The organism is Flavobacteriaceae bacterium GSB9 (assembly GCA_022749295.1).
Taxonomy (GTDB): domain Bacteria; phylum Bacteroidota; class Bacteroidia; order Flavobacteriales; family Flavobacteriaceae; genus Flavisericum.
On the sequence record CP062007.1, the window covers coordinates 2935225 to 2959017 of the forward strand.

At 36.8% G+C, this 23793-nt stretch carries 23 protein-coding genes; 16 read left to right on the forward strand and 7 right to left on the reverse strand.

Annotated features, from left to right (window positions below):
* Nucleotides 1–97 precede the first annotated feature (97 nt).
* The 4 genes from GSB9_02592 to GSB9_02595 all read left to right on the forward strand — a co-directional run bounded on the left by GSB9_02592 (nt 98) and on the right by GSB9_02595 (nt 3600).
* Nucleotides 98–1384 (forward strand): ammonium transporter, encoded by a 1287-nt coding sequence (locus GSB9_02592; GenBank protein ID UKM66019.1) that lies wholly within the window; start codon nt 98–100, stop codon nt 1382–1384.
* A gap of 155 nt (nt 1385–1539) precedes the next feature.
* Nucleotides 1540–1878, forward strand: coding sequence for a P-II family nitrogen regulator (locus GSB9_02593; protein ID UKM66020.1), 339 nt, complete (start codon nt 1540–1542; stop codon nt 1876–1878).
* Between the two features lie 36 nt (nt 1879–1914).
* The gene (amt, locus tag GSB9_02594) at nt 1915–3144 is read left to right on the forward strand and encodes an ammonium transporter (protein ID UKM66021.1); all 1230 of its coding nucleotides are present in this window, start codon (nt 1915–1917) and stop codon (nt 3142–3144) included.
* 117 nt (nt 3145–3261) lie between these two features.
* Entirely contained in the window at nt 3262–3600 is a 339-nt protein-coding gene (locus tag GSB9_02595) for a P-II family nitrogen regulator (GenBank protein ID UKM66022.1), read from the forward strand.
* 83 nt (nt 3601–3683) lie between these two features.
* Here the strand turns inward: GSB9_02595 and GSB9_02596 are convergent, their stop codons facing one another.
* Entirely contained in the window at nt 3684–6266 is a 2583-nt protein-coding gene (locus tag GSB9_02596; protein UKM66023.1) for a phosphoenolpyruvate carboxylase, read from the reverse strand.
* Between the two features lie 277 nt (nt 6267–6543).
* Here GSB9_02596 and GSB9_02597 point away from each other — a divergent pair, with 277 nt between their 5' ends.
* The 3 genes from GSB9_02597 to nadB all read left to right on the forward strand — a co-directional run bounded on the left by GSB9_02597 (nt 6544) and on the right by nadB (nt 11063).
* On the forward strand, nt 6544–8352 hold the full coding sequence (locus GSB9_02597; GenBank protein ID UKM66024.1) for a hypothetical protein: 1809 nt from the start codon (nt 6544–6546) through the stop codon (nt 8350–8352).
* Nucleotides 8353–8574: 222 nt separating this feature from the next.
* On the forward strand, nt 8575–9501 hold the full coding sequence (gene nadA / locus GSB9_02598) for a quinolinate synthase NadA (protein UKM66025.1): 927 nt from the start codon (nt 8575–8577) through the stop codon (nt 9499–9501).
* 5 nt (nt 9502–9506) lie between these two features.
* Nucleotides 9507–11063: an L-aspartate oxidase gene (nadB, locus tag GSB9_02599; protein ID UKM66026.1), complete on the forward strand. Its 1557-nt coding sequence runs from the start codon at nt 9507–9509 to the stop codon at nt 11061–11063.
* A 48-nt stretch (nt 11064–11111) separates the two neighbouring features.
* On the opposite strand, the gene ssb is transcribed toward nadB, so the two are convergent.
* Nucleotides 11112–11444: a single-stranded DNA-binding protein gene (ssb, locus tag GSB9_02600; protein ID UKM66027.1), complete on the reverse strand. Its 333-nt coding sequence runs from the start codon at nt 11442–11444 to the stop codon at nt 11112–11114.
* 162 nt (nt 11445–11606) lie between these two features.
* Here ssb and GSB9_02601 point away from each other — a divergent pair, with 162 nt between their 5' ends.
* Nucleotides 11607–11957, forward strand: a complete 351-nt coding sequence (locus tag GSB9_02601) for a hypothetical protein (GenBank protein UKM66028.2) — start codon at nt 11607–11609, stop codon at nt 11955–11957.
* 78 nt (nt 11958–12035) lie between these two features.
* On the opposite strand, the gene GSB9_02602 is transcribed toward GSB9_02601, so the two are convergent.
* Nucleotides 12036–12503, reverse strand: coding sequence for a CBS domain-containing protein (locus GSB9_02602; GenBank protein ID UKM66029.1), 468 nt, complete (start codon nt 12501–12503; stop codon nt 12036–12038).
* A gap of 182 nt (nt 12504–12685) precedes the next feature.
* Between GSB9_02602 and GSB9_02603 the strand changes: the two genes are divergently transcribed.
* Complete coding sequence (locus GSB9_02603; protein UKM66030.1) at nt 12686–13402, forward strand: hypothetical protein; 717 nt, start codon at nt 12686–12688, stop codon at nt 13400–13402.
* A 94-nt stretch (nt 13403–13496) separates the two neighbouring features.
* On the opposite strand, the gene GSB9_02604 is transcribed toward GSB9_02603, so the two are convergent.
* The gene (locus GSB9_02604) at nt 13497–14018 is read right to left on the reverse strand and encodes a hypothetical protein (GenBank protein ID UKM66031.1); all 522 of its coding nucleotides are present in this window, start codon (nt 14016–14018) and stop codon (nt 13497–13499) included.
* Nucleotides 14019–14176: 158 nt separating this feature from the next.
* Between GSB9_02604 and GSB9_02605 the strand changes: the two genes are divergently transcribed.
* The 4 genes from GSB9_02605 to GSB9_02608 all read left to right on the forward strand — a co-directional run bounded on the left by GSB9_02605 (nt 14177) and on the right by GSB9_02608 (nt 17992).
* Complete coding sequence (locus GSB9_02605; protein UKM66032.1) at nt 14177–15148, forward strand: NAD-dependent epimerase/dehydratase family protein; 972 nt, start codon at nt 14177–14179, stop codon at nt 15146–15148.
* An 89-nt stretch (nt 15149–15237) separates the two neighbouring features.
* Nucleotides 15238–15828, forward strand: coding sequence for a HupE/UreJ family protein (locus GSB9_02606; protein UKM66033.1), 591 nt, complete (start codon nt 15238–15240; stop codon nt 15826–15828).
* A 140-nt stretch (nt 15829–15968) separates the two neighbouring features.
* Entirely contained in the window at nt 15969–16400 is a 432-nt protein-coding gene (locus GSB9_02607; protein UKM66034.1) for a dCMP deaminase family protein, read from the forward strand.
* Nucleotides 16400–17992, forward strand: a complete 1593-nt coding sequence (locus tag GSB9_02608) for a S41 family peptidase (protein UKM66035.1) — start codon at nt 16400–16402, stop codon at nt 17990–17992. The genes GSB9_02607 and GSB9_02608 overlap by 1 nt, the downstream gene beginning before the upstream one ends.
* Here GSB9_02608 and GSB9_02609 read toward each other — a convergent pair whose 3' ends face one another.
* Genes GSB9_02609 through GSB9_02611 form a run of 3 tightly spaced genes read right to left on the reverse strand, consistent with a single transcriptional unit; the run spans nt 17993 to nt 19407 of the window.
* Nucleotides 17993–18601 carry an NAD(P)-binding domain-containing protein gene (locus GSB9_02609; GenBank protein ID UKM66036.1) on the reverse strand — a complete coding sequence of 203 codons (609 nt, stop codon included), beginning with the start codon at nt 18599–18601 and terminating at the stop codon, nt 17993–17995. It abuts the gene before it with no gap.
* Nucleotide 18602: 1 nt separating this feature from the next.
* Nucleotides 18603–18806 (reverse strand): hypothetical protein, encoded by a 204-nt coding sequence (locus tag GSB9_02610; protein ID UKM66037.1) that lies wholly within the window; start codon nt 18804–18806, stop codon nt 18603–18605.
* A gap of 22 nt (nt 18807–18828) precedes the next feature.
* Nucleotides 18829–19407 (reverse strand): MarC family protein, encoded by a 579-nt coding sequence (locus GSB9_02611; GenBank protein UKM66038.1) that lies wholly within the window; start codon nt 19405–19407, stop codon nt 18829–18831.
* Nucleotides 19408–19512: 105 nt separating this feature from the next.
* On the opposite strand from GSB9_02611, the gene GSB9_02612 reads away from it, so the two are divergent.
* The 3 genes from GSB9_02612 (at nt 19513) to GSB9_02614 (ending at nt 23708) form a co-directional block, all read left to right on the forward strand.
* Nucleotides 19513–20076 (forward strand): DUF3109 family protein, encoded by a 564-nt coding sequence (locus tag GSB9_02612; GenBank protein ID UKM66039.1) that lies wholly within the window; start codon nt 19513–19515, stop codon nt 20074–20076.
* Between the two features lie 470 nt (nt 20077–20546).
* On the forward strand, nt 20547–21821 hold the full coding sequence (locus GSB9_02613; protein UKM66040.1) for a ribonucleotide-diphosphate reductase subunit beta: 1275 nt from the start codon (nt 20547–20549) through the stop codon (nt 21819–21821).
* A 93-nt stretch (nt 21822–21914) separates the two neighbouring features.
* The gene (locus GSB9_02614) at nt 21915–23708 is read left to right on the forward strand and encodes a ribonucleoside-diphosphate reductase subunit alpha (GenBank protein ID UKM66041.1); all 1794 of its coding nucleotides are present in this window, start codon (nt 21915–21917) and stop codon (nt 23706–23708) included.
* The last annotated feature ends 85 nt before the right edge of the window (nt 23709–23793 follow it).

The window sequence follows — 23793 nt, forward strand, 5'->3', positions numbered from 1 at the left end:
TACAGCCAAATAAAAAAATGAATAAAAGGCAGGTTCATTATGAAATAGAGAACCTGCTTTATTCCAAAAAAATAACTAACCCTAAAAATTATTTATTATGTCAATATTAAATGTGCCCCTTATAATGCAAGATACCGCCGCGATAGAAGGCGATATGGGAATGCTTTGGATGCTTATTTCAGGTATTCTAGTATTCTTTATGCAAGCTGGATTCTTTTTAGTTGAGTCTGGTATGACCGATTCAAAGAATGCGGTAAACATCGCCATGAAAAACTTCTTGGACATTGCAGTAGGTTCTTTGGCTTTCTGGTTCATAGGATATTCGTTAATGTATGGTGCCGATCAAGGTGGCGGTTGGTTCCACTGGGGTGGTTTTATTTTTTCTCAAGGCGCTGCCGATTTATTCTTCCAAACGGTATTTGCGGCAACTGCAGCAACTATTGTTTCGGGTGCTATTGCGGGAAGAACAAAATATACAACATACGCCATCTTTAGTGTTTTGTTAACGGCTTTCATTTACCCAATTGCCGGCGGATGGGAATGGAATGGCGGATGGTTAAATAATACCGATGGTATTATGCCAGCCGAATTTATCGATTTCGCAGGGTCTTCAATCGTTCACTCTGTAGGTGGATGGGCTGCTTTGGTAGCAGCATGGATGGTAGGTCCAAGAATTGGTAAATTCCTTAACGGTAAACCCATTGAAATGCATGGTCATAACCAAATGTACGCTACTTTAGGTGTGTTTATCCTATGGTTAGGATGGTTTGGTTTTAACGGTGGTTCTCAGTTAGCTTGGGGTGGCGATGATGCTACTGCTGCTTCGCAAGTGGTGCTTGTAACAAACTTAGCTGCTGCAGCTGGTGCATTAGGAGCTTTATTCTTTACATGGTTTAAAAACGGCAAACCAAACTTAAGTATGACCTTGAATGGTGCGCTTGCTGGTTTGGTTAGTATAACTGCTGGTTGTGGTAACATGACAGAGGGTGGTGCTGTATTAGCTGGATTAATAGGAGGCTTGCTAGTTGTATTCTCAATAGGTTTCATTGAAAAAACATTAAAAATTGATGATGCGGTTGGTGCCATATCTGTTCACGGTGTAGCTGGAGCCTGGGGTACTTTAGTAATAGGCCTTTGGGGTGTTGACGGTGATGCTGGTATAGGTATACTTAACGGTGGTGGCGCTGCTCAATTAGGTGCTCAAGCTATTGGAGTTGTTGCATATGCAGTTTGGGCTATAGCACTATCTTTTATATTCCTATATATTATGAAAGTAACTGTAGGGCTTAGAGTATCTGAAAAAGAAGAGATTGATGGTCTTGACTGGGCCGAGCATGGTTCAATTGCCTACCCTGGTAAGAGACAAAGAGAAATTGAAGAGTAATAAATTTCAAGTATAAGTAATAATGTCAAAAGGTGCCTTTCTCATAAAGGCACTTTTTGAACATTTAATAGAAAGTAGTTAAATAAGTGTTTTTAGGGGGATAAAAATAATTTCCTAATTTTAGCATACTAAAATTAAATAAGATTCAAATAATTATGAAAAAAATTGAAGCAATCATTAGAAAATCAAAATACAGCGTTGTAAAAGAGGCGTTACACGAAGTTGGTGTAAACTTTTTTTCCTACTGGGACGTAACCGGTCTTGGTAATGAAAAAGAAGGCCATGTTTACAGGGGGGTGTCGTACAGCACTAGCGATATTCAACGTCGTTTTTTATCGATAGTGGTTAATGACGATTTTGCAGAAAAAACTATTGAAACCATTATAAATTCAGCCGGAACTGGCGAAGTGGGAGATGGTAAAATTTTTGTATCAGATGTTGAACAATGTTACAGAATAAGAACAGGAGAAAAAGGCGGAGAAACTTTAAAATAAAAAAATAGAAAACAGAAAAAACATAAAACAATTATAATGGAAGGATTATTTACAGCTAACAACGTATGGATGATGATCTGTACAGCATTGGTTTTCTTTATGCATACTGGTTTTGCATTTTTAGAAATCGGACTAACAAGACAAAAGAATACAATAAACATATTATTTAAAAACATATTTATTATTACCGTAGGGTTATTGCTTTATTACATAGCGGGTTTTAACCTAATGTACCCAGGTTTTGCTGAAGGTTCTGCAGGGGTATTTGATTTTGCAGGATTTGGGATAGCGCCACCCGAAAATGGAATGACACCTGAATACGCCGATGGCGGTTACACATGGTGGACCGACTTCTTATTTCAGGGTATGTTTGCTGCAACTGCCGCAACCATCGTTTCGGGAGCTGTTGCAGAACGTATAAAAATAGGACCTTTTATGGTGTTTACCGTATTGTATGTAGGTGTTGTTTACCCTATTGCCGGATCTTGGAAATGGGGCGGTGGATTCTTAGACCAACTTGGTTTTTATGATTTCGCAGGTTCTACATTAGTACATTCAGTTGGCGGATGGGCTGCTTTGGTTGCCGTTTGGTTGCTGGGTGCTAGAATTGGGAAATTCAAAAACGGAAAAGCACAAGCTATTCCAGGGCATAGTATTCCTATGGCTACTGCCGGTGTACTTATCTTATGGTTAGGATGGTTTGGGTTTAACGGAGGTTCTGTGCTTTCAGCCGACCCGGAATTAACATCGTTAACTTTAGTTACAACGTGTTTAGCTGCAGCAGCAGGAGGTGTAGTGGCTGCTTTTGTATCGTTCTTAAAGTACAAAAATCTAGACTTGACCATGTTCTTAAATGGTATATTAGGTGGTTTGGTTGGTATTACTGCTGGAGCCGATGTAATGACACCAGAGAGCGCAATACTTATTGGTGCTATAGCTGGGGCGCTTATCGTGTTTGCGGTTAGCTTCATTGATGCCATTAAGCTTGATGACCCTGTTGGTGCTATCGCTGTACACTTAGTATGTGGTATTTGGGGAACATTGGCCGTTGGTATTTTCTCAACCAACCCAGACCATACATTTATAGCCCAATTAACAGGTGTGGCTTGTTATGCTGGTATTTGTTTAGTGTCCTCTTTCTTGATTTTCTTTGTGTTGAAGAAAACAGTAGGTATAAGAGTTCCTGAAAAAGAAGAGTTAGAAGGCTTAGATGCGCATGAGCACGGCATGGATGCTTATCCAGATTTTAGATTGAATGAGCATTAATCATATAAATTAAGTTTGATTAGGATTAAGGGTGTCTTTTTAAAAAGGCATCCTTTTTTTTGTTATATTGTATACGAGTTTATGTTAAAAAAGATTGAACATTTTTATTGAAAAAACATGAAAAAAATTGAAGCAATTATAAGAAAGTCAAAATTCAATGTCGTTAAAGAAGCCCTGCACGAAGTTGGCGTAAACTTTTTTTCCTATTGGGATGTCACGGGATTGGGTAACGAAAAAGAAGGTCATGTATATCGAGGTATTTCTTATAGCACCAGTGATATCCAAAGAAGGTATTTGTCTATAGTGGTTAATGATGACTTTGCTGAGGCTGCAATAAATGCCATACTACAATCGGCAAGTACGGGGGAAGTGGGCGATGGTAAAATCTTTGTGTCAAATATGGAAGAGGCTTACCGTATACGCACAGGAAGTAAAGGCGGTGATACTTTAAATTAAACCACACGGCATTTTTATTGTAAGTAACAAAAAAAGCGCAAATTCAAGAGAATTTGCGCTTTTCAATTTTATAGATATTTGTTTTATGCAGAATTTCTGCTGGCGTTTATATTACCAAACAACGAACGCGTAACAATTTTTTCAAAAATCTTTTTCTCGTCATTGTCAATGCCTGCTTTTTCAAACTCTTGAACCTTTTTAAGGGCGTATTGCTGAATAGTTAGCAACGGTAATACAATAGATTCCCTAACCTGAATGGAAGCTTTGCCCGAAGGTTCGTTTTCCATTAGTTCTTTATAGCCTGTTAATTTTAGCAACAGCCTTTGTGTTGTTAAGTATTCTTCGTGTATAATGTTCCAAAACTCGCCAAACTCTTCGTCTTTGGCCATGTATTTGGTAAGGTCGAAGAACGATTTTGTTAAGGACATCATACTGTTTTCTAACAGTGTTTTAAAGAATTTAGAGTTGTTGTAAAGCTGTTCAACTTTGTCAAACTCCCCTTTGTCTTCATATTTTTTTAACGCCGTACCCACACCGAAGAAACCTGGTACATTTTGTTTTAACTGGCTCCAAGATCCCACAAACGGAATGGCGCGTAAATCTGAAAACACTAATTTATCTGAGGTCCCTCTTTTAGAAGGTCTACTTCCAATGTTGGTTTTAGCATAGTATTTTAAAGTACTCATGCGCTCCAAATATGGGATAAACATTGGGTGGCTTTTAAAATCTTTATAAGTTTGGTAGCTGGTCTCTGCCAAATCGCTCATAACTACCCTGTCTTCATCAGACATTTTATTTTTTTCCTTAAGCTTGTTCATAAGGCCAGAACTAATTAATTGCTCAAGGTTATATTGCGACGAGTTTAGCGTGCCAAAATTAGAGCTAATGGTTTGCCCTTGTATGGTAAGCTGTACTTCTTTGTCTTCAATAGTAGGGCCTAATGAGGCATAGAACTGATGTGTTTTTCCACCACCACGTGCTGGTGGTCCGCCACGGCCGTCAAAGAAAATTGCGGTAATATCGTATTTTCTGGACATTTCGGTTAGTAATTCTTTTGCTTTATAAATGCCCCAATTGGCCATTAAGTAACCGCCGTCTTTTGTACCGTCAGAGAAACCTAACATAATAGTTTGTTTCATGCCTCTAGCTTTTAGGTGGGCCATATACTCTGGGTTTGTATATAATTGCTCCATAACGCTTGGTGCATTTTCTAAATCGGTAATAGTTTCAAACAAAGGAACCACATCAACAGTTAACTCGTCTCTAAAGGCTACAATCTTAAGCATAGCAAATAGCTGCATAACGTTAAGTGCCGTTTGGTTGTTGCTAATAATGTATCGGTTTGCACCGCGCTCACCATTACTTTCTTGAATGTCTTTAATTGCAGAAATGGTTTTTAAGGTATTGTAAACCATTTCATCTTCAAACACATCCAAATGTTCTATGGTGTCGTCTGCCTTAGAGAGAATTTCTATTTGTTCGCTTTCAGAAAGTTCGTGGTAGTTTTTAGGGAATGAAGAGCTTCCCGTTTCTATTAAATAGTCTATAACCGTTGTGAAAACAGAGTGGTGTATGCGGCTATCTTGCCTTATGTCAAGTGTGGCAAAATTGTAACCAAACATGTGCACTTTGTTTATTAAGTCGTTTATCTCTTTAACGTAAAGTGATTGATGTTCTTCAATAATAAGGTTGCGAATACTCAAAAGCTCATTTATCAATTCTTGCGAATCAATTGTTTTTTTGGTATTAAGGTCTATACTGTAATTGTATAGTATGGTCTCCAATTTTATAATGCGGTCTTCTACACCTCTGAAGGTTAGCTTTCTTCTAAGCTTTTTAAGGTCTTCGTAGTATTTTTTAAGAACTGATTGTTTTAATTTATTGGCAACTTTTATTGTCGTATCGGGTTTAACAAATGGGTTTCCGTCGCGGTCGCCACCTGGCCAAAATCCAATATTTATAATTTCGTTGTGCTTTTTTTCATCTGTAAAGATGTTTTGCTGAATGTAATTGTATATTTCGCTGAATGAGTGGTAAAATACATTCTCTAAGTACCAAATTAAACTTTTTGCCTCATCGTAAGGGGTTGGCTTTTTGTGTTTGAAAAACGGTGTTTTACCTAATTGGCCAAACAAATTATTGATTTCAGAAAGGTTGTTTTCTTCAATGGCTTTTGTTAGGTCTGTAATAATCCCCAAAACCGAACCTGGATAAAATTGGGTAGGGTGGGCTGTTAATACAATTCTAACCTTAAACTCCTCAAGGTATTCTTTAAGCTCTTGTATTTTGTCTTCAGAAATGGCCGATCCCTTTAAGTTTCTTAACGTACCTACGCCTTCCATATTGTTAACGACTGGAAAAGCCGCGTCTTCAATGGCGTCAAACAGTACAACTTGACGTTCGATGTACTGAATAAACCTGAAGAGTAAGTTAATTTGGCTTTCTTTTGTACGGCGAGCTTGATATTTTTTGAAAAAAGTATCAACGATGGTAGTTGGGTCGTCCCCTTGTTTAAACCCCTTTTCACAAGTTTCGTGAAATAACGGAAGCAAAACGCCTGTTTTTGTAACCGAATCGAAGGGTAAGGTCATAAATATACTGTTGTATATTTGGTATTTTGACAAAACACTCTGGTTGAATCTCTTTAATTTTGGTTCTACTGACATATAATTTTTTTTCTATTGAAAATTAAGCATAAAAATACTAAAGCTAGAGCTAAACTGCACAGCCTGTTCTAAGTTTTATCAAATTTTTGTCTTTAAATAAATCTCATTAAGAATAATTAAATAAAAAGCAATCATTCGCCTAATGTTTTTAATCTTTTTTGAAGGAAAAATCTTCTTTTTCAATGCAGAAGGGTTAAGGGTTGCCATCAAGGGATGACATTTATCATATTCTAGAAGTTTTACGCTGCATACATTTGCTGATTAAAATAAAAACAATATGAAAAAAGAGCACACGTTTCACATACCGGTAATGGGCATTGGTTTTACAGTTGATACACCCTTAAAGGTAGCACATTATGGTATGGATTCAGTGATTTCTTTGGTCGATGACATCTTGCTGGAGAAATTAAGAAAAATGTATAGCGAAAAGTTTGAATTGCCATATGACGAAATTAGTGATAAAGTAGAGGATTTTAGAGCCAAAAGGATAACCTCGTATCTGAACTTGATAAATGATCTCGCCGAAAAAAACTTTAAAGCCCTAAAAAGCATAGCCTCAAAAACGAATCATGAATTTTTGGCCTATATAAACATGTTGCCAAATGGGTCTCGCTTAAAAACAGAATTTAAAAATTTGACAGCCAAAGGTTTTGATTTTTCCGAATTAAAAAAGTGGGCCTCAAATAACCTATCCATGGGGGCAATCGATGTCAACATTATGACAAAAGTCGACAAAGATAACTACAGGAAGCAGGAAAAACTTCCTGTTGAATTTAATGATGCCCACGCCGCGCTAAGGGGCTTTGCCGAAAGTAAATTAGAATCTTCGGTTGTGCTTTCAGCAGGTATGAATCCTCGTCTTTATAGCTACATGGGACAATTTGATGATTTTTACCCAAACGCTGATGGCGTTTTTAAAAAGCGAATTATTTTAAAGGTTAGCGACTACCGGTCGGCGCTAATACAAGGTAAGTTTTTGGCTAAAAAGGGACTGTGGGTTTCTGAGTATAGAATAGAATCTGGTCTTAACTGTGGGGGGCATGCTTTTGCAACAGATGGCCATCTATTAGGGCCGGTTTTGTCAGAATTTAAACAAAACCGTAGCCAATTGCAGGCCATGGTTTATAAGGTTTTAAAACAAGAACTGCTAAACCAAAACAGAACGGTACCTGAAGCCGATTTAACTTTTAAGCTTACCGCTCAAGGCGGAGTGGGTACCAACGAAGAGCATGATTTCTTATTGGAGCATTATAATTTAGATTCAGTGGGCTGGGGAAGTCCATTTTTACTTGTTCCAGAGGCCACAACTGTTGATGCCGAAACATTAAAAAAATTAGAAAAAGCAAAAGAAGCCGATTTGTATTTAAGCGATATATCGCCTTTAGGTGTGCCTTTTAACAATTTAAAAAATAATACAAAAGACAAAGAAAAGCAACGTTTAATAGATAAAGGTAGGCCAGGCAGTTCGTGCCCTAAAAAGTTTGTGGCGCTAAATAAAGATTTTAAGGAAACGGGCATGTGCACCGCATCAAGGGAGTTTCAATATTTGAAGATTAAGGAACTTGATAGTTTGGGCCTTGATTCGTATGAGTACCAAAAGCAACTCAACAAAATAACCGAAAAATCCTGTACCTGTGTTGGCTTGGGTACATCGGCTCTTTTGGCCTATGATTTAGACACAAAAACTGAAGGAGAAGGCGTTTCAATATGTCCCGGCCCCAATATGGCCTATTACTCAAAAACTATGAGCTTAGCTAATATCACCGATCATATTTACGGTCGTGATAATATGGTTTCCCGTAAAGATAGACCAAATTTGTTCGTAAAAGAATTGGGCATATATATGGATTACCTTAAAACCAAAATTGAGGACGCTAAAAATTCCTTCGATAAAAAAGAACAGAAATATTTAACAACTTTTGCTAAAAACTTAAAACAGGGTATTTTTTATTACAAAGATTTATTTGATAACTTAAAAAACACTTTTGTCGATATTAAACTATCTGTGTTAAATGAATTAGATAGAAGCGAACAGGATTTAGAGGCTATTTTAATAACTATTGAGACCGTGCCGGTGGAAGCCTAAAATGTATTTTTGTTAATAAAAATGCCTTTATGTTTTCTGAATTATTAAAGCCTTTGTTTAACAATTATTTAAAAAATCAATAAAATTGTTGAAGGTATTTAATAAGGTGATAATTTTTAAACGAAAGACAATCCAGTAAACAGATTAATTAGGATATTTGCATGAAAATAGCCCATTTACTATTTGTGGCTACTTTTTGTAATTTCACGTTTATAGTTTACAATGGATTTAGTTAAAGAAATTAAAAGGCTAAAAGAAGAAAAGAATGCAGTAATTCTGGCACACTATTATCAAGTGGGTGAAATACAGGATATTGCAGATTATGTTGGAGATAGTTTAGGCTTATCGCAAAAGGCGGCAGAAACAGATGCCGATATTATAGTTTTTGCTGGTGTACATTTTATGGCTGAAACAGCTAAAATTTTAAACCCTAGCAAAACCGTTGTGTTGCCCGATTTAAATGCAGGGTGTTCTTTGGCCGACTCATGTCCTCCAGAAGCTTTCGAAAAATTTACTAAGGCGCATCCAGACCATGTGGTTATAACCTATGTAAACTGTTCTGCTGAAATTAAGGCCCTTAGCGATATTGTGTGCACGTCGTCGAATGCCTTAAAAATAGTTGAATCTGTACCAAAAGATACACCAATTATTTTTGCGCCCGATAGAAACCTGGGGCGTTATATCATCAACGAAACGGGAAGAGATATGTTGCTTTGGGATGGCAGTTGCGTAGTGCATGAAGCCTTTTCAATGGATAAGTTAATTGAACTTCATAAAAAATATCCCGATTATAAGATTATTGCGCATCCAGAATCTGAAACCCATATTTTAGATACGGCCACCTACATTGGCTCTACGTCAGGAATGATTAACTACGTAAAAGCACATCAAGACCAAAAGTTTATCGTGGCAACCGAAGCCGGTATTCTCCATAAAATGCAACAGGAAATGCCCAATACCGAAATGGTTCCGGCTCCTGCCAAAGAAGATAATACTTGTGCATGTAGCGAGTGCCACTTTATGAAAATGAATACGCTTCAAAAATTATACAACTGCTTGTTAAACGAGTCTCCACAAATTGATGTAAACCCTGCTATAATAGACCGTGCATTGCTGCCCATTGAGCGTATGTTGGAGTTGTCAAAATAATCAAAATGACTTCAGATTATCTCGTCATAGGTTCAGGTGTCGCAGGTTTAACGTTCTCTGTTAAAATTGCTGAAAAGTTTCCCGATAGGAAAGTGGTCATCGTTACAAAGGCCGATGAAGACGAATCGAACACGAAATACGCCCAAGGAGGTGTGGCTATTGTTTTAAATAAAGAAGACGATTCTTTTAAAAAACATATAAAAGACACCTTGATTGCTGGTGACGGTTTGTGTAAGGAAAGTGTGGTGGAAATGGTCGTTAAAGAAGGACCAGACAGACTTGAGGAACTCTTGCTCTGGGGGGCCAATTTTGATGTTGATGATGCCGGTAAGTTTGATTTGGGAAAAGAAGGTGGGCATTCAGAATACCGCATCGTACACCATAAAGATATTACGGGTTATGAAATAGAACGTGCTTTGTTGCAAAGAGCGCATCAGTTGCCCAACATAACAATATTACCTCACCATTTTGCTATTGATTTGGTAACCAACCACCATGTTAAAAATACATCATTTGAAGAGTTGACTTGCTATGGGGCGTATATACTTGACCAAAAGACTGGTAAAATATTTACCCTAAGGGCTAAAAGTACGTTGTTGGCTTCGGGTGGAATAGGTTGTGTGTATGGTCATACCACAAATCCTGTTATTGCTACTGGCGATGGTATAGCCATGGCTTATCGTGCAAAGGCGAAAATAAAAGATATGGAGTTTGTGCAGTTTCATCCTACGGCACTTTATGAGGCTAAAGGGGAGTCGTCTTTTTTAATTTCAGAAGCCGTGCGCGGTTTTGGGGCTTACTTACGAAATAAAAAAGGGCATCGGTTTATGCCCGACTACGATGATAGAGCCGAATTGGCGTCTCGCGATATAGTTTCCCAAAGTATAGATAGTGAGCTGAAAAAATCTGGTGACACTAATGTATATCTTGATTGTACACATTTGGATATGGTATCTTTCAAGAGCCATTTTCCAAATATATATAATGAATGTTTAAAGCGCCATATAAATGTTGAAACTGATTGGATTCCTGTGGTACCTGCATCGCACTATTTATGTGGTGGTATAAAAGTCAATAAAAAAGGAAAAACAAGTATTGTTAATTTATTCGCTTGTGGTGAATGTTCCAGAACGGGGCTGCACGGTGCCAATAGGCTAGCCTCAAACTCACTTTTAGAGGCTTTGGTTTATGCTCACAATATTTTTAAATACCATTCAAAGCATCAGGTTGAGGTTGCCAATGTTGATATTCCCGATTGGAACGATGAAGGAACTACCATAACCAAAGAGCATGTTTTAATTCAGCATAACTTAAAAGAGTTACAGGCCTTGATGCGCGATTATGTTGGTATTGTAAGGAGTAATAAACGCCTAAAACGTGCAGTAAAACGCATTGAATTAATACACGATGAAGTTGAGGATTTATATAAAGAGTCTAAAATCACCACGTCGTTGTGTGAGTTGAGAAACATGATTAATATTGCGCACCTTATTATTGCACAGTCGTTAAAACGAACCGAAAATAAAGGCGGGTATTTTAATGTTGACAATGTAAAAAAGTAAAGCCGATATAAATCGGCTTTACATAAAATGTTTGGGAACAAAAAAAGGTTATTTGCCAAGCATAAGCAGTTCGCTGCACACAATTTCGGTGATGTAGCGTTTGTTTCCATCTTTGTCGTCGTAACTGCGCGATGTTAGTTTGCCTTCAATGGCAACCTCTTTACCTTTTGAGACATATTTTTCAATAATTTCAGCCGTTTTGCCCCAAGCGACTATGTTGTGCCATTGGGTGTCGGTTATTTTTTCTCCTTTGTTATTGGTATAGCTTTCGTTTGTAGCAATATTGAATTTAGCCAATGTTTTATCCGATTCAAGATTGATGATTTCTGGATCGTTTCCTAAATTTCCAATCAACCGTACTTTGTTTCTTAGTGTGCTCATAATTTAAATTTTAATGTTAAACAGTTAATACTATCGAGTTCTTATGTTTCGACACTGCAAATATGGGATGGTAATAAAACGTTATTCGGTTTTTACTTGTTTAATATCGTTTGTAAACGTTTGTTGTCGTTTGTAAACGAATATTTTTATTATATTGAGGGCATGCAAAAACAATGTTTGGAATGCGGTGAGAAGATTGTTGGCAGAATTGATAAAAAATTCTGTAGCGATGGCTGTAGAAATGCTTATAACAATCGAATTAACAAAGACAGCAAAAACCTTATCAGAAACACCAATAATAGACTACGGAAAAATTACAGGATATTAGAAACGCTTAACCCAAAGCAAAAAACCACTGCTTCACGAAGTAAGCTTATTGAAGCTGGGTTTGACTTTAACTACATTACCAGTATTTATACGACAAAATCGGGCAAGGTATATTATTTCGTTTATGATCAGGGATATCTGCCGCTTGAAGGCGATTATTACGCTTTGGTTAAACGGGAAAGTTGATTAAACAATATCCACTAAAAAAGCTTCTAGCTACTAACGAACCAAAAGCTTTGCAAAAGTTAATGACAGATGATAACGCTATTTCCAAGTATGACCTTTTAACTGCATTGCAGCTTTAAGGATATCTTTTTGACTTATTTGTCCTACTAATTTACCATTTTCAACGATGGGGAATCGACGTCTTTTTGCACTCAAAAACTTGTTGGCCGCGTCAAAAATATTCATGTTGCCATCAATAGTTTCAACATTTTGTACCATATGTCTTTCAATGGTTTGGTCTTGCATGGGCATATTGTAATAGCGGCTCTCACTAATTTGTTTAATGCAATCGCCTTCAGAAATAATACCAACCAACTCATGTTTATCGTTAACTACTGGCCCGCCTGAAATTCTATTTTTTATTATGGCTTCCATAACGCTTTCTATACTTTGGTCTGGTGTAAACGTAATGAGGTCGGTAGTCATGTAATCGCTAACCGTTAATGACTGTGTATCGGCAGTGTTTGATTGCTGCCTTCTAGATCCTTGAAAACTCTTTATTCCCATAAATATCAAATTTAGTAAACTTAAATATAATCAATTTTTATGATAAATCCTAAAAATAGAAGTGGTATAACTCAATTAACAGCCAACTTTTCAATAAAAATCAAAATAATTAGCATTCTTTTAAGGGATTAAATGTTAAATTTTTATAGTTTTAGCGCACTAAATTAAAATAGATTGAAACAATGAACAGAAAGTTATTAGGATTGTTTTTTTTATTGGTTGGTTTTATGATGAGCGCGCAAACCAACTCAGAATTACTAAAACATTACGAAGCGTATTACAAACAAATGAAAACTCAGGGAGATGTGCAGGGTATTGTAAACGCCATAACACATTTAAACGTCTTATCACCATCGCAGGCTAGAAAAGATACCTTAGCTTATATTTACATGAGCGAGGGTAAATACATGCAAGCACTCAACACTTTGGGCATTGATAAAAAAGCTGCCGATTCTGATATGGCTGTTGAGGTTAAGGCCGTGTCGTTAAAAGCGGTTAAACGACCAGAATTGGCCATTGCACATTTTGAAGAGATGTTTAAACGAAACCCAAATGCCACGATAGCTTATGAGTTGGCAGAACTTAATTTGCAAACTCAAAAATTTGAAGAAGCCGATAAACATATAGAATATGGATTAGCAAATGCTAAGCCTGAAATGAAAAAGGCTTTTTACGAAAGTCAAAATCCATACGAAGTGTCTTTAAAGTCGGCATTTATGTACCTAAAGGCTTTATCTACTTTTAATAAAGACCGAAAAGGCAATATTGATGCTGCAGTTGATATTTTGGATGCTGTGCTAAAAGAGTCGCCAAACTTCAATTTGATACAATTAACAAAAAATGAACTTCTAAGGCAGAAACAAGCGTTGCAAAACCAAGCAGCGCAACCTCAGAATTAACAAAATGTTGCGATAATAATAAAAAAAAAGGTGGGTCTTAAAAATTTACAGACTCGCCTTTTCCTATTTAAGGGGGTGTTTTGTCTTTTGGGTTTTACTCAGGCTTTTCGATAGTCCGGTTGTCAAATTCTACTTTTTTATTCATCTGTAAGTTTAAATTAGAAAAAGCCACCAAAAAGCCTTTAATGGCATTAAGGCGTTCGGCCTTAGTGGTTGTTGGTAAATTAGATAAACTTTCAAGTTTGTAAAATGAGGTTTCCAAAACTAAAATACGTGCCAAAACCGACTCGGTATTTAATTCGCTTGGCAGGGTTTGGCGTAAATTTTTAAACAGCTCTTTTGAGGTCTCGTTATCCTCGCCAAAAAGGCTCAAGTCGCCTTTTTTGATGTTATTCTTTAGGTCTTGTAATTGTGTATATTCTCCAGATTTTTTAATTAGATTTTCTGCCTTTTGATCTAAAATATAATCGGTGTATTTTAATTGTGCGATGTCCTTTTCGTTTATAGATGCACTGCGGGTTTGCTCAACCGCATCAATATCTTCACTTTCTTTGGGGTTCTTGCAGCCAAAAAGGAAAACAAAACAGACTAACAGTAATGTGATTAACTTGCGCATATCTCAGGTTAACAATGATTCGTTGCAAATATAGGCCAATTCCTTCGGTTTTGCTGAAGTAGTTTTAATGTTGAAATAAAAATATTAGCGCATTGTAATAGAAAATTATCACTAAAAACTTGTTATTTTTGAAATATCTCTAAAAAATGTGTTTTTAAATGAGCTCTAGAATACTCATCATTGGTGCATGTGGTCAAATTGGATCGGAATTAACCTTTGCCTTGCGGGAAATCTACGGCGATGATAACGTTATTGCCAGCGATATAAGCTATAGTAATTTAGAAATTGTCAATTCTGGCCTTTTTGAAATTGTTGATGCACAAGATTATGCCAGTGTAAAAACCTGTGTTGAAAAGTTTAACATCGATACGGTTTATCTCATGGCTGCCCTTTTAAGTGCTACAGGAGAAAAATATCCTATGAGAGCTTGGGATTTGAATACGACCTCCTTATTCAATGTTTTGAATTTGGCGCGCGACAAGTTTATAAAACATGTATTTTGGCCATCAAGCATTGCTGTTTTTGGGCCAACAACGCCAGTAAATTATACCCCGCAATATACGATAATGGAGCCTTCAACCGTTTATGGTATTACCAAACAAGTGGGAGAGCGATGGTGCGAATATTATCACAATAAATATAATGTAGATGTGCGAAGCATACGCTATCCTGGTATTATTAGTTGGAAAACTCAACCGGGTGGCGGTACTACCGATTACGCGGTCGAAATTTATCATAAAGCTTTGCAATTAGGGCATTATGAGTGTTTTTTAAAAGAAGATGCCGAACTCCCCATGATGTTTATGGACGATGCCATTAAGGCAACCATCGATATCATGTCAGCAAAGTCAAACGAGGTTAAAATTAGGTCGTCTTACAATGTGGCAGCCATAAGTTTTACGCCAAATGGAATTGCTGAATCGATTAAAAAGCATATTCCAGAATTTGAAATTAGCTATAAGCCGGATTACCGACAGGAAATAGCCAAAAGTTGGCCGAAAAACATTAATGATTCCTATGCCAGAGAAGATTGGAAATGGAAACACAGTTTTACGTTAGAGGACATTACCGAAGAAATGTTGTTCCAACTCAGAAAAAAATATGATAAAGCAATAAATCAGTCCAGCTAGTTAGTGAATTTCAGTCGTTAGTTTCAGTTAATGTGTTTATTTTAAAAAATAGATTATTGTATATTTGGCTCCCCTAAATCTTAATTATTATGCTCGAAAATTTTTGGTTTAATGTAGAATACGGTATCAATCATGTACTTGATATAAATGCCTACGACCATGTTTTGTTTCTAATCGTTTTAACAGTACCTTATCTTTTTAAAGATTGGAGGCGGGTGCTTTTGTTGGTGACCATGTTTACTTTAGGGCACACATTATCGCTAGTGTTAGCCTCATATGGCGTTGTTAGTGTAAATGCTTCGGTGGTAGAGTTTTTAATTCCTATAACCATTTTGGTAGTGGCACTTTTTAATGTGTTTACATCGGGCAAAGGGGCGCAGCGCGAAAAGGTAGGTGTGCTTTTTCTTTCTACTTTATTTTTCGGACTCATACACGGTCTTGGCTTTGCAAGGGAGTTTAGAATGCTCTTGGGCGATAGCGATAATAAATTAGTTTTGCTTTTGGAGTTTGCACTGGGTATAGAGCTTGCCCAAGTAATAATTGTGTTTATTGTGCTGTTTTTGGGGTATGTAGTACAAACCATTTTTAGGTTTAGTAAACGCGATTGGATTATGGTTATATCGGCCATAGTGGTTGGTTTGGTTATTCCTATGATTTTAAACAGCGACTTTCTGTCTTAAATTTTCAAAAAACTTTAACGCCTGGGCGTTGCAATTAAAATGTTTTGCGTTTATCTTCGTTATGCGATTTGCGCAAAAAACTTGGCTGTTTATGTGTTTTTAGTGCATAAACGACCATTGTCTAACTATAAGATAGATTAATGCCAGATAACAAACAATTAAAGTACGATAAAGCTTATTTAAGAATGGCCGAAGAGTGGGGCAAATTGTCTTACTGTAAGCGTAAGCAAGTAGGCGCTATTATTGTGAAAGACCGCATGATTATTTCCGACGGATATAATGGAACGCCATCAGGATTTGAGAATTTTTGTGAAGACGACCACGGTTACACCAAATGGTATGTGCTCCATGCCGAAGCCAATGCCATTACCAAAGTGGCCTCCTCAACACAGTCATGCAAAGGGGCAACCCTATATATTACGCTGTCGCCGTGTAAAGAATGCAGTAAGCTCATTCATCAGGCTGGTATCGTAAAAGTGGTTTATAATAGGGCTTACAAGGACGATTCTGGTCTTAAGTTTTTAGAGCGGGCTGGGGTTGAGTTAAAGCTAATTGAAGATTTAGAAGTATAATGTCACCACAAAAAAAATATTTGCCACTAGTTTTAGGCATTGCTGTTGCAATGGGCATTTTTATTGGTGGTAAGTTAGATTTTGCCGATTCGCGAGATAAACTATTTTCAACTAATAGTAAAAAAGATAAACTCAACAGGCTTATCGATTATATTGAGTACGATTACGTTGATGATATAAATACCGATAGCATTGTTGATGTAACCGTGAATGGTATATTGGAAAACCTCGACCCACATTCTGTTTATATCCCAGAGGAAGATATGCAGCGTGTGGCCGAAGAGATGAAAGGTGGTTTCGTGGGGATTGGCGTGAGCTTTTATACTTATAAAGACACTATTGCTGTAATTCGTGCTATTGAAAACGGACCCAGTGACAAGGCTGGCATTAAAGGTGGTGACAGGATTTTGTTAGCTGATGGTGATACACTTTACGGCGATAACCTCAAAAATGGCGATATAATTAACAAATTGAAAGGAGAAATCAATTCAAAAGTTAAACTTAAGGTTTACCGTCGTGGAGAGCCTAAACTTTTGAATATTACAGTAAAGCGTGGAAAAATTCCAATAAAAAGTGTCGATGCGGCCTATATGTTAACCGATAAACTTGGCTACATTAAAATAAATAGGTTTGCCGAATCTACATACAAGGAATTCAAAAAAGGTATCGAAAAACTTGAAGATTTGGGGGCTACCGAAATAGCATTGGATTTAAGAAATAATCCTGGCGGGTTTTTAAGTATTGCTGAAAAAATTGTAGATGAGTTTTTAGAAGACGACAAGCTTATTTTATTCACCAAAAATAAGCGCGGAGATATCGACAGGAGTTTTGCTACCAGCAAGGGTGATTTTGAAAATGGAAAGGTGTATGTTTTGATTGACGAAAATTCGGCTTCTGCCAGTGAAATCGTAGCGGGAGCTCTGCAAGATAACGATAAAGGTACTATTGTGGGAAGGCGTTCTTACGGAAAAGGTTTGGTGCAGCGCGAAATGGATTTGGGTGATGGCAGTGCCGTACGTTTAACCGTGTCGCGCTACTATACTCCAACGGGGCGTTCCATCCAGCGGCCTTACGATAACGGAAACAAAGATTATTACGATGAATATTTTGAACGGTTGGAAAGCGGTGAATTGCTAGATCCGAATAAAATTCAAGTAGACGATTCATTAAAGTTCACAACACCAGGAGGAAAGGTAGTTTATGGTGGTGGAGGTATTATTCCAGATGTGTTTGTGCCATTGGACAAGAGTATGCAAAATGAAACCTTGTCCTTTTTATCGCGCCGAGGCTTTTTTGGGAATTTTGTATTTGAAGAATTAGAACAGGACAGGCATAAATACGATGGTATATCCCGTCAGGATTTTATAGATAATTACGAAGTGGGTGACGATTTAGTATTTGCTTTTCAAGATTATTTGAATCTTAGATCTGATTCAAAAGTAACCTTTGTGGCCTATCACGATGAGGTAAAACAATATATTAAAGCCACTTTGGCCGACCAATTATATGGAAATGGTGCTTTCGAAGAAGTTTATAACCAACGCGACATTATGATTGATGAGGTTATTAGCTTAAGCGAAGGGGATAAATAGTTACACCTCAAGCTTATCATGTACTTTAGTGTGTTTGCCGTCGTTCCAAAGCGTTAAAATATCGGTTGCTACTTGAGCGCCACTGCCTGAAGCAATAGCGAATTGACTTCTCCAGCCAGCAAGTGTTCCGGCTACATATAAATTTCCCTTAATTAAATGGTTGTTGTTTTTTAGCCAAATACGGTCTTTTTCAATAGCTGCTCGCGGATGTGGTTCAATATAATTCGCAAGCCCTTCAATGTTCATAAGGTTAGTGTAACCCACGGCAATAACCACAATTTTAGAGCGGTAAGTGTTTTTATTGGTTCTTACGGAAAAGTGGTTTTCCGTTTTTGATATTTCCAATACTTTTTCTTTGTCAATTTGCTCCACATGCGGATACAGCTCTGCAAGCTGTGCCTTGCCACTGTTTAAGACTGAAGCCCCAGTAGTTCCGGGTGTTAATCCTAAAACATTGTTAAATAAAGCGGTTTGCAGGTGCGATGTTTTTTGGTGCATGATGATGCCAATGTGTTTGTCTTTGGCGTAAGTCTTGTTTTTAGCCGACCCTAATATCAAAGCACACGACATTCCTGCGGCACCACCGCCAATAATTAGTGCGTCAAACATGTTATTTGCGTTTTTTTAATTTTTCGTCAATACGCTTTGAAGTTCTTAAAATGGCCATCATTAAAATAGCGCAGAGACCTGCAAGTATGGTTATAACAGCTATGATGCTTTCGCCTTCAAAAGGCGTGCTGAAATTCACTTTAGTAAAATTGAAAATAATGAGGCCAAGAGCAATAATGCTAATGACAATAGATAAAATCTTCATGTTGTTGATGTGTTAAATAAGATTAAAAAAGCGCTTTTATGTTGTGCGTAAATAGTTTAACGGCAATTGCCAATAAAACAACGCCAAACACTTTTCTAATAATGTTAATGCCGTTATGCCCAATAAGGCGTTCTATTTTAGACGATGTTTTTAAAACAATAAAAATAATGATAACATTTATAATAAGGGCAACAATAATATTTTCGGTTCTAAATTCAGCACGAAGCGAAAGCAATGTTGTTAAGCTACCGGGGCCTGCGATAAGTGGGAATGCCAAAGGAAAAACGGCTGTGGTTTTCGAGTCGTGCTCTTCTTGTTTATAGAGAGTTATGCCTAAAATCATTTCTAGGGCAATAAAAAACAAAATAAAAGCCCCTGCAACAGCAAACGAATTAACGTCAATGCCAATAAGGTTTAAAATACTTTTTCCTAAAAACAAGAATAATATTAAAATTACCCCAGCAACAATAGCGGCTTTTTCGCTCTGTATATGGCCGGCTTTTTTTCTCAAATCTATAACGATAGGAATGTTCCCAATAATGTCAATTACGGCAAATAGAACCATGAATGCAGTAAAAATTTCCTTGAAATCGAGTTGCATAAGCTTGATTTTTAATTTTTGCAAAAGTATGGGATTATAGTAAATATAAATGCTTTAAAACGCTAAAGTTTAGTTATTTTTGCATGCTCTAAGATACGTGCAGATATGTTTCAATTAGGTAAAACCATTGTTTCTGAAGATATTGTGAATAAAGATTTTTTATGTAATCTTTCTGCTTGCAAAGGGGCATGCTGTGTTGATGGCGATGCTGGAGCACCAGTTGAGCCCGATGAAGTTGAAATTTTAGAAGATATCTATCCGAAAGTCAAACCTTTTTTGCGAAAAGAAGGCATAGATGCAATAGAAGCTCAAGGGACTTCGGTAAAAACGGAAGACGGTGAACTTGAAACACCTTTAATAAACGGTGCAGACTGCGCTTACGTTATTTATGGAGAAAACGATGTGGCGCTTTGCGGAATAGAAGAAGCATACAACCAAGGAGAAATTTCTTGGAAAAAACCAGTATCCTGCCATTTGTATCCTGTACGTGTTAAGGATTATAGTGAATTTTCAGCTGTAAATTACCATAAATGGCAAATATGTGATGATGCTTGTGCTTTGGGTAACGAACTAAAAGTTCCCATCTACAAATTTGTAAAAGAAGCACTCATTAGAAAATTTGGAGAAGATTGGTACAATGAGTTGGAAAAGGTTGCTGAGACTTTTTAACAATCTTTAGAATACTTGTTTAAAACGCCTTCAACCCCAGTGTTTTGGGTTGAAATCTTTAATTTTTTTTGTAAACTTTTTAAATTTTTAAAAAACACAAATATCTGTTAATCAGTTTTTTAAATAAAATTTCTTGTGAACTTTTTTGGTTTTTAAAAAATCATGTTTGTTAAAAACTTGTTGAAAAGGTTTTTTTATCCGCTTCAAAACGTATCAATCATTTTGCAATCTTTGTTTCGCTCAATTCAGAGAGAAAATTCAATTTTTTAGCTTGTTAATAAACTTGTTAAAAATGTGTTTTGAGATTACCAAAAACATATTTGACAAATTATAAACTTTGTTGAAATCGATTTTATTAAGTAAAAAAGTTCAACAGGATATTTGTGTAAATGAGTATAGAATGAGATGCTGGGTTTTTAGGTGATTTTACGATTTCAGATAGCGATTAAAACGCAATCAAAACCAAAAATATGGAAATAACGCACATCATTAAACGAGATTACGAAACAACACCTTTTGTGTTGGACAAAATTACCAGTGCCATAGAGAAGGCTATGCTTTCGGTAGGGCATGGAACAAGAGAAGATGCCGAATCGATTTCAGGAAAAGTATTCGAATCGCTATTGGCTAGAAAGGCGGTCGATTCAAGATATGTTCCAACAGTCGAGCAGGTGCAGGATATTGTTGAAGACAAACTCATGGGGAGTGCGTTTCATGATGCCGCAAAAGCATATATCCTTTATAGGGATGAGCAAGCAAGAAAGCGCCAGACCAATATTTTTGAAAAACGTATTAATCTTAAGCCTTACGAATATCCAGATTTGTACGAGTATGTAAATGCGATTAGACATTCGTATTGGATTCATACGGAGTTTAATTTTACCAGTGACATTCAGGATTTTAAAACGGGACTAACGCTAACCGAAAAATCGGCTATAAAAAACACTATGCTGGCTATTTCCCAAATAGAGGTGGCCGTGAAAACCTTTTGGGGAGATATTTATCAAAAAATGCCCAAACCAGAAATTGGTTCGGTGGGGGCAACGTTTGCAGAAAGTGAAGTGCGGCACCACGATGCTTATTCTCACCTTTTAGAAATATTGGGCCTTAATACCGAGTTTAAAACGCTAAAAAAGAAGCCGGTAATAATGCGGCGTGTTCATTATTTAGAAACGGCTTTAAAAAACTCTAAAAGTGAAAACATTCAAGAATATGCTGAATCTGTGCTGTTGTTCTCGTTGTTTATCGAGCATGTATCGTTGTTTTCGCAATTTTTAATCATCATGGCTTTCAATAAATATAAAAATATGCTGAAAGGGATATCAAATGTCGTTGAGGCCACTTCTAAAGAAGAGCAAATCCATGGCGATTTTGGTATCGATGTCATTAAAATTATCAAAAAGGAAAACCCAAAATGGTTTGGAGAAGATTACAATGAAAAAATTCAAAATATATGCCGTGATGCCTTTAACGCAGAAAGCGATATTATTGATTGGATTTTTGAAGAAGGTGAGTTGGATTTCCTCCCAAAAGATGTTATCAATGAATTTATAAAGAACCGTTTTAACAATTCGTTGGAAAGTATTGGTATTGGAAAGGTATTCGAAGTAAATGAAAGTTTATTGGCCGAAACTGAGTGGTTTGACGATGAAATAATTGGAACCAAACACGGCGATTTCTTTGTTAAACGCTCTATTAATTACAGTAAACGAACAAAAAGTATTACGAGCGACGATTTGTTCTAATAGACTAACACCCAACAAGCATTTTAGAATAAAATGCAACCATAATAATTAAAAAATTAAACCAAACCATAATCCTTTCAACAAAATTAATCCATGAAAATAAACACGCATCTCCAGGACGAAACAACAGAACAACAATCTAGCAATTACAACCAATTATTAAATGCTCGAAAAGAGCAAATTAAAAATGCCTCTCAGTTAGAATCTGAATCAGGTTTTGCATGGCTTACCGAAAACAGCCGTAAGTTTTTAGAGTCGGGGTATTTAACCGAGGGCACGACACCCGAGGGGCGAATTAGAGAAATCGCAGAACGTGCCGAAGCAATTTTGAAAATAGATGGATATGCCGATAAGTTCTATAAATACATGTCTGAAGGCTTTTTCTCATTAGCTTCTCCTGTATGGTCTAATTTTGGAAAAAAACGTGGTTTGCCAATTAGCTGTTTTGGTTCTAACATTGCAGATGATATGGGGAATATTCTCTATACACAATCGGAAGTAGGAATGATGTCTAAGCTAGGAGGTGGAACTTCAGGGTATTTTGGAAACCTTAGGCACCGCGGAGCGCCGGTGAAAAATAATGGTGCGTCGTCTGGAGCTGTGCATATTATGCAACTTTTCGAAAAAATGGTAGATGTGGTAAGCCAAGGGTCGGTACGAAGAGGTCGTTTTTCACCTTATTTGCCTGTTGAGCATCCAGATATTAAGGAGTTTTTGGAAATTGGAACAGAAGGAAACGCTATCCAGGAACTTACACATGGTATTACCGTTACCGATAAATGGATGCAGGAAATGATTGATGGCGATGTGGAAAAACGTTCTATTTGGGCTAAGGTTATTCAGCGAAGAGGTGAAATAGGCTATCCTTATATTTTCTTTAAAGATCACGCCAATAACCAAGCAGCTGATGTTTACAAAGACAAAAACCACCAAATTGTAGCGAGTAACTTGTGTACGGAGATTATGCTACCATCTAACGAAAATTGGTCGTTTGTTTGCGTACTTTCGTCAATAAACTTGTTACACTACGACAAGTGGAAAGATACTGATGCCGTTGAAACTATGGTGTACTTTTTAGATGCCGTAATTACCGAATTTATTGAGAAATTGGAGGAATTTAGAGATTCACAGGACTTAGACGACAGACAAACGTTTATGTTTATGGAGCGCGCTTACAACTTTGCGAAGTCTAATCGTGCATTAGGATTAGGAGCTTTGGGCTGGCATTCGTTGCTTCAATCGAAAATGTTATCGTTCGATAGTGCGGAAGCCTTTAATTTGAATAGTGAGATTTTTAAATTAATTCAAGAAAAGTCATATAAAGCTTCAGAAGAATTGGCCAAGTTATATGGTGAACCAGAAGTGTTAAAAGGTTATGGCAGACGTAATGCTACTTTAAATGCCATTGCGCCAACAACATCTTCTGCTTTTATTTTAGGTCAAGTATCGCAAGGTATTGAGCCAATTTGGTCTAATATTTATGTTAAAGATATTGCTAAAATAAAAACCACCATTAAAAACCCATTCCTGCAAGATCTTTTGGAAGAAAAAGGACAAAACACACCAGAGGTTTGGCGCAGCATTCGCGATCATGATGGTTCTGTTCAGCATTTGGAATTCTTAACCGAGCAAGAGCGCGATGTGTTTAAAACTTATTCTGAAATTGACCAGTTAAACATTGTTTATCAGGCGGCCAATAGACAAAACCATATTGATCAAGGGCAGTCAGTAAACATTATTGTACACCCAGACATGCCAGTTAAAGACATCAATAAAATATATGTTACTGCATGGAAGCTTGGGTTAAAATCACTGTATTACCAACACAGTATGAATGCAGCACAGAAATTTAAACAGAAAAAGGAATGTGCAAGTTGCGAAGGATGATTATTTAAAACGAAACAAACTAAACTAACTAAGACAAAAAAGCACCCCAAAGGGTGCTTTTTTATTTTTTATAAAAGAAACTAAT

Excerpts from the sequence above, each read along its gene's own strand:
- GSB9_02603 (UKM66030.1), top strand. The coding sequence starts at position 12,686 with ATGAACAGAAAGTTATTAGGATTGTTTTTTTTATTGGTTGGTTTTATG.
- amt (UKM66021.1), top strand. The coding sequence starts at position 1,915 with ATGGAAGGATTATTTACAGCTAACAACGTATGGATGATGATCTGTACA.
- GSB9_02612 (UKM66039.1), top strand. The coding sequence starts at position 19,513 with ATGTTTCAATTAGGTAAAACCATTGTTTCTGAAGATATTGTGAATAAA.
- GSB9_02610 (UKM66037.1), bottom strand. The coding sequence starts at position 18,806 with ATGAAGATTTTATCTATTGTCATTAGCATTATTGCTCTTGGCCTCATT.
- GSB9_02602 (UKM66029.1), bottom strand. The coding sequence starts at position 12,503 with ATGGGAATAAAGAGTTTTCAAGGATCTAGAAGGCAGCAATCAAACACT.
- GSB9_02601 (UKM66028.2), top strand. The coding sequence starts at position 11,607 with ATGCAAAAACAATGTTTGGAATGCGGTGAGAAGATTGTTGGCAGAATT.
- GSB9_02604 (UKM66031.1), bottom strand. The coding sequence starts at position 14,018 with ATGCGCAAGTTAATCACATTACTGTTAGTCTGTTTTGTTTTCCTTTTT.
- GSB9_02597 (UKM66024.1), top strand. The coding sequence starts at position 6,544 with ATGAAAAAAGAGCACACGTTTCACATACCGGTAATGGGCATTGGTTTT.
- GSB9_02613 (UKM66040.1), top strand. The coding sequence starts at position 20,547 with ATGGAAATAACGCACATCATTAAACGAGATTACGAAACAACACCTTTT.
- GSB9_02608 (UKM66035.1), top strand. The coding sequence starts at position 16,400 with ATGTCACCACAAAAAAAATATTTGCCACTAGTTTTAGGCATTGCTGTT.
- nadA (UKM66025.1), top strand. The coding sequence starts at position 8,575 with ATGGATTTAGTTAAAGAAATTAAAAGGCTAAAAGAAGAAAAGAATGCA.
- GSB9_02605 (UKM66032.1), top strand. The coding sequence starts at position 14,177 with ATGAGCTCTAGAATACTCATCATTGGTGCATGTGGTCAAATTGGATCG.
- GSB9_02595 (UKM66022.1), top strand. The coding sequence starts at position 3,262 with ATGAAAAAAATTGAAGCAATTATAAGAAAGTCAAAATTCAATGTCGTT.
- GSB9_02592 (UKM66019.1), top strand. The coding sequence starts at position 98 with ATGTCAATATTAAATGTGCCCCTTATAATGCAAGATACCGCCGCGATA.
- GSB9_02614 (UKM66041.1), top strand. The coding sequence starts at position 21,915 with ATGAAAATAAACACGCATCTCCAGGACGAAACAACAGAACAACAATCT.
- nadB (UKM66026.1), top strand. The coding sequence starts at position 9,507 with ATGACTTCAGATTATCTCGTCATAGGTTCAGGTGTCGCAGGTTTAACG.
- GSB9_02606 (UKM66033.1), top strand. The coding sequence starts at position 15,238 with ATGCTCGAAAATTTTTGGTTTAATGTAGAATACGGTATCAATCATGTA.
- GSB9_02611 (UKM66038.1), bottom strand. The coding sequence starts at position 19,407 with ATGCAACTCGATTTCAAGGAAATTTTTACTGCATTCATGGTTCTATTT.
- ssb (UKM66027.1), bottom strand. The coding sequence starts at position 11,444 with ATGAGCACACTAAGAAACAAAGTACGGTTGATTGGAAATTTAGGAAAC.
- GSB9_02607 (UKM66034.1), top strand. The coding sequence starts at position 15,969 with ATGCCAGATAACAAACAATTAAAGTACGATAAAGCTTATTTAAGAATG.
- GSB9_02596 (UKM66023.1), bottom strand. The coding sequence starts at position 6,266 with ATGTCAGTAGAACCAAAATTAAAGAGATTCAACCAGAGTGTTTTGTCA.
- GSB9_02593 (UKM66020.1), top strand. The coding sequence starts at position 1,540 with ATGAAAAAAATTGAAGCAATCATTAGAAAATCAAAATACAGCGTTGTA.
- GSB9_02609 (UKM66036.1), bottom strand. The coding sequence starts at position 18,601 with ATGTTTGACGCACTAATTATTGGCGGTGGTGCCGCAGGAATGTCGTGT.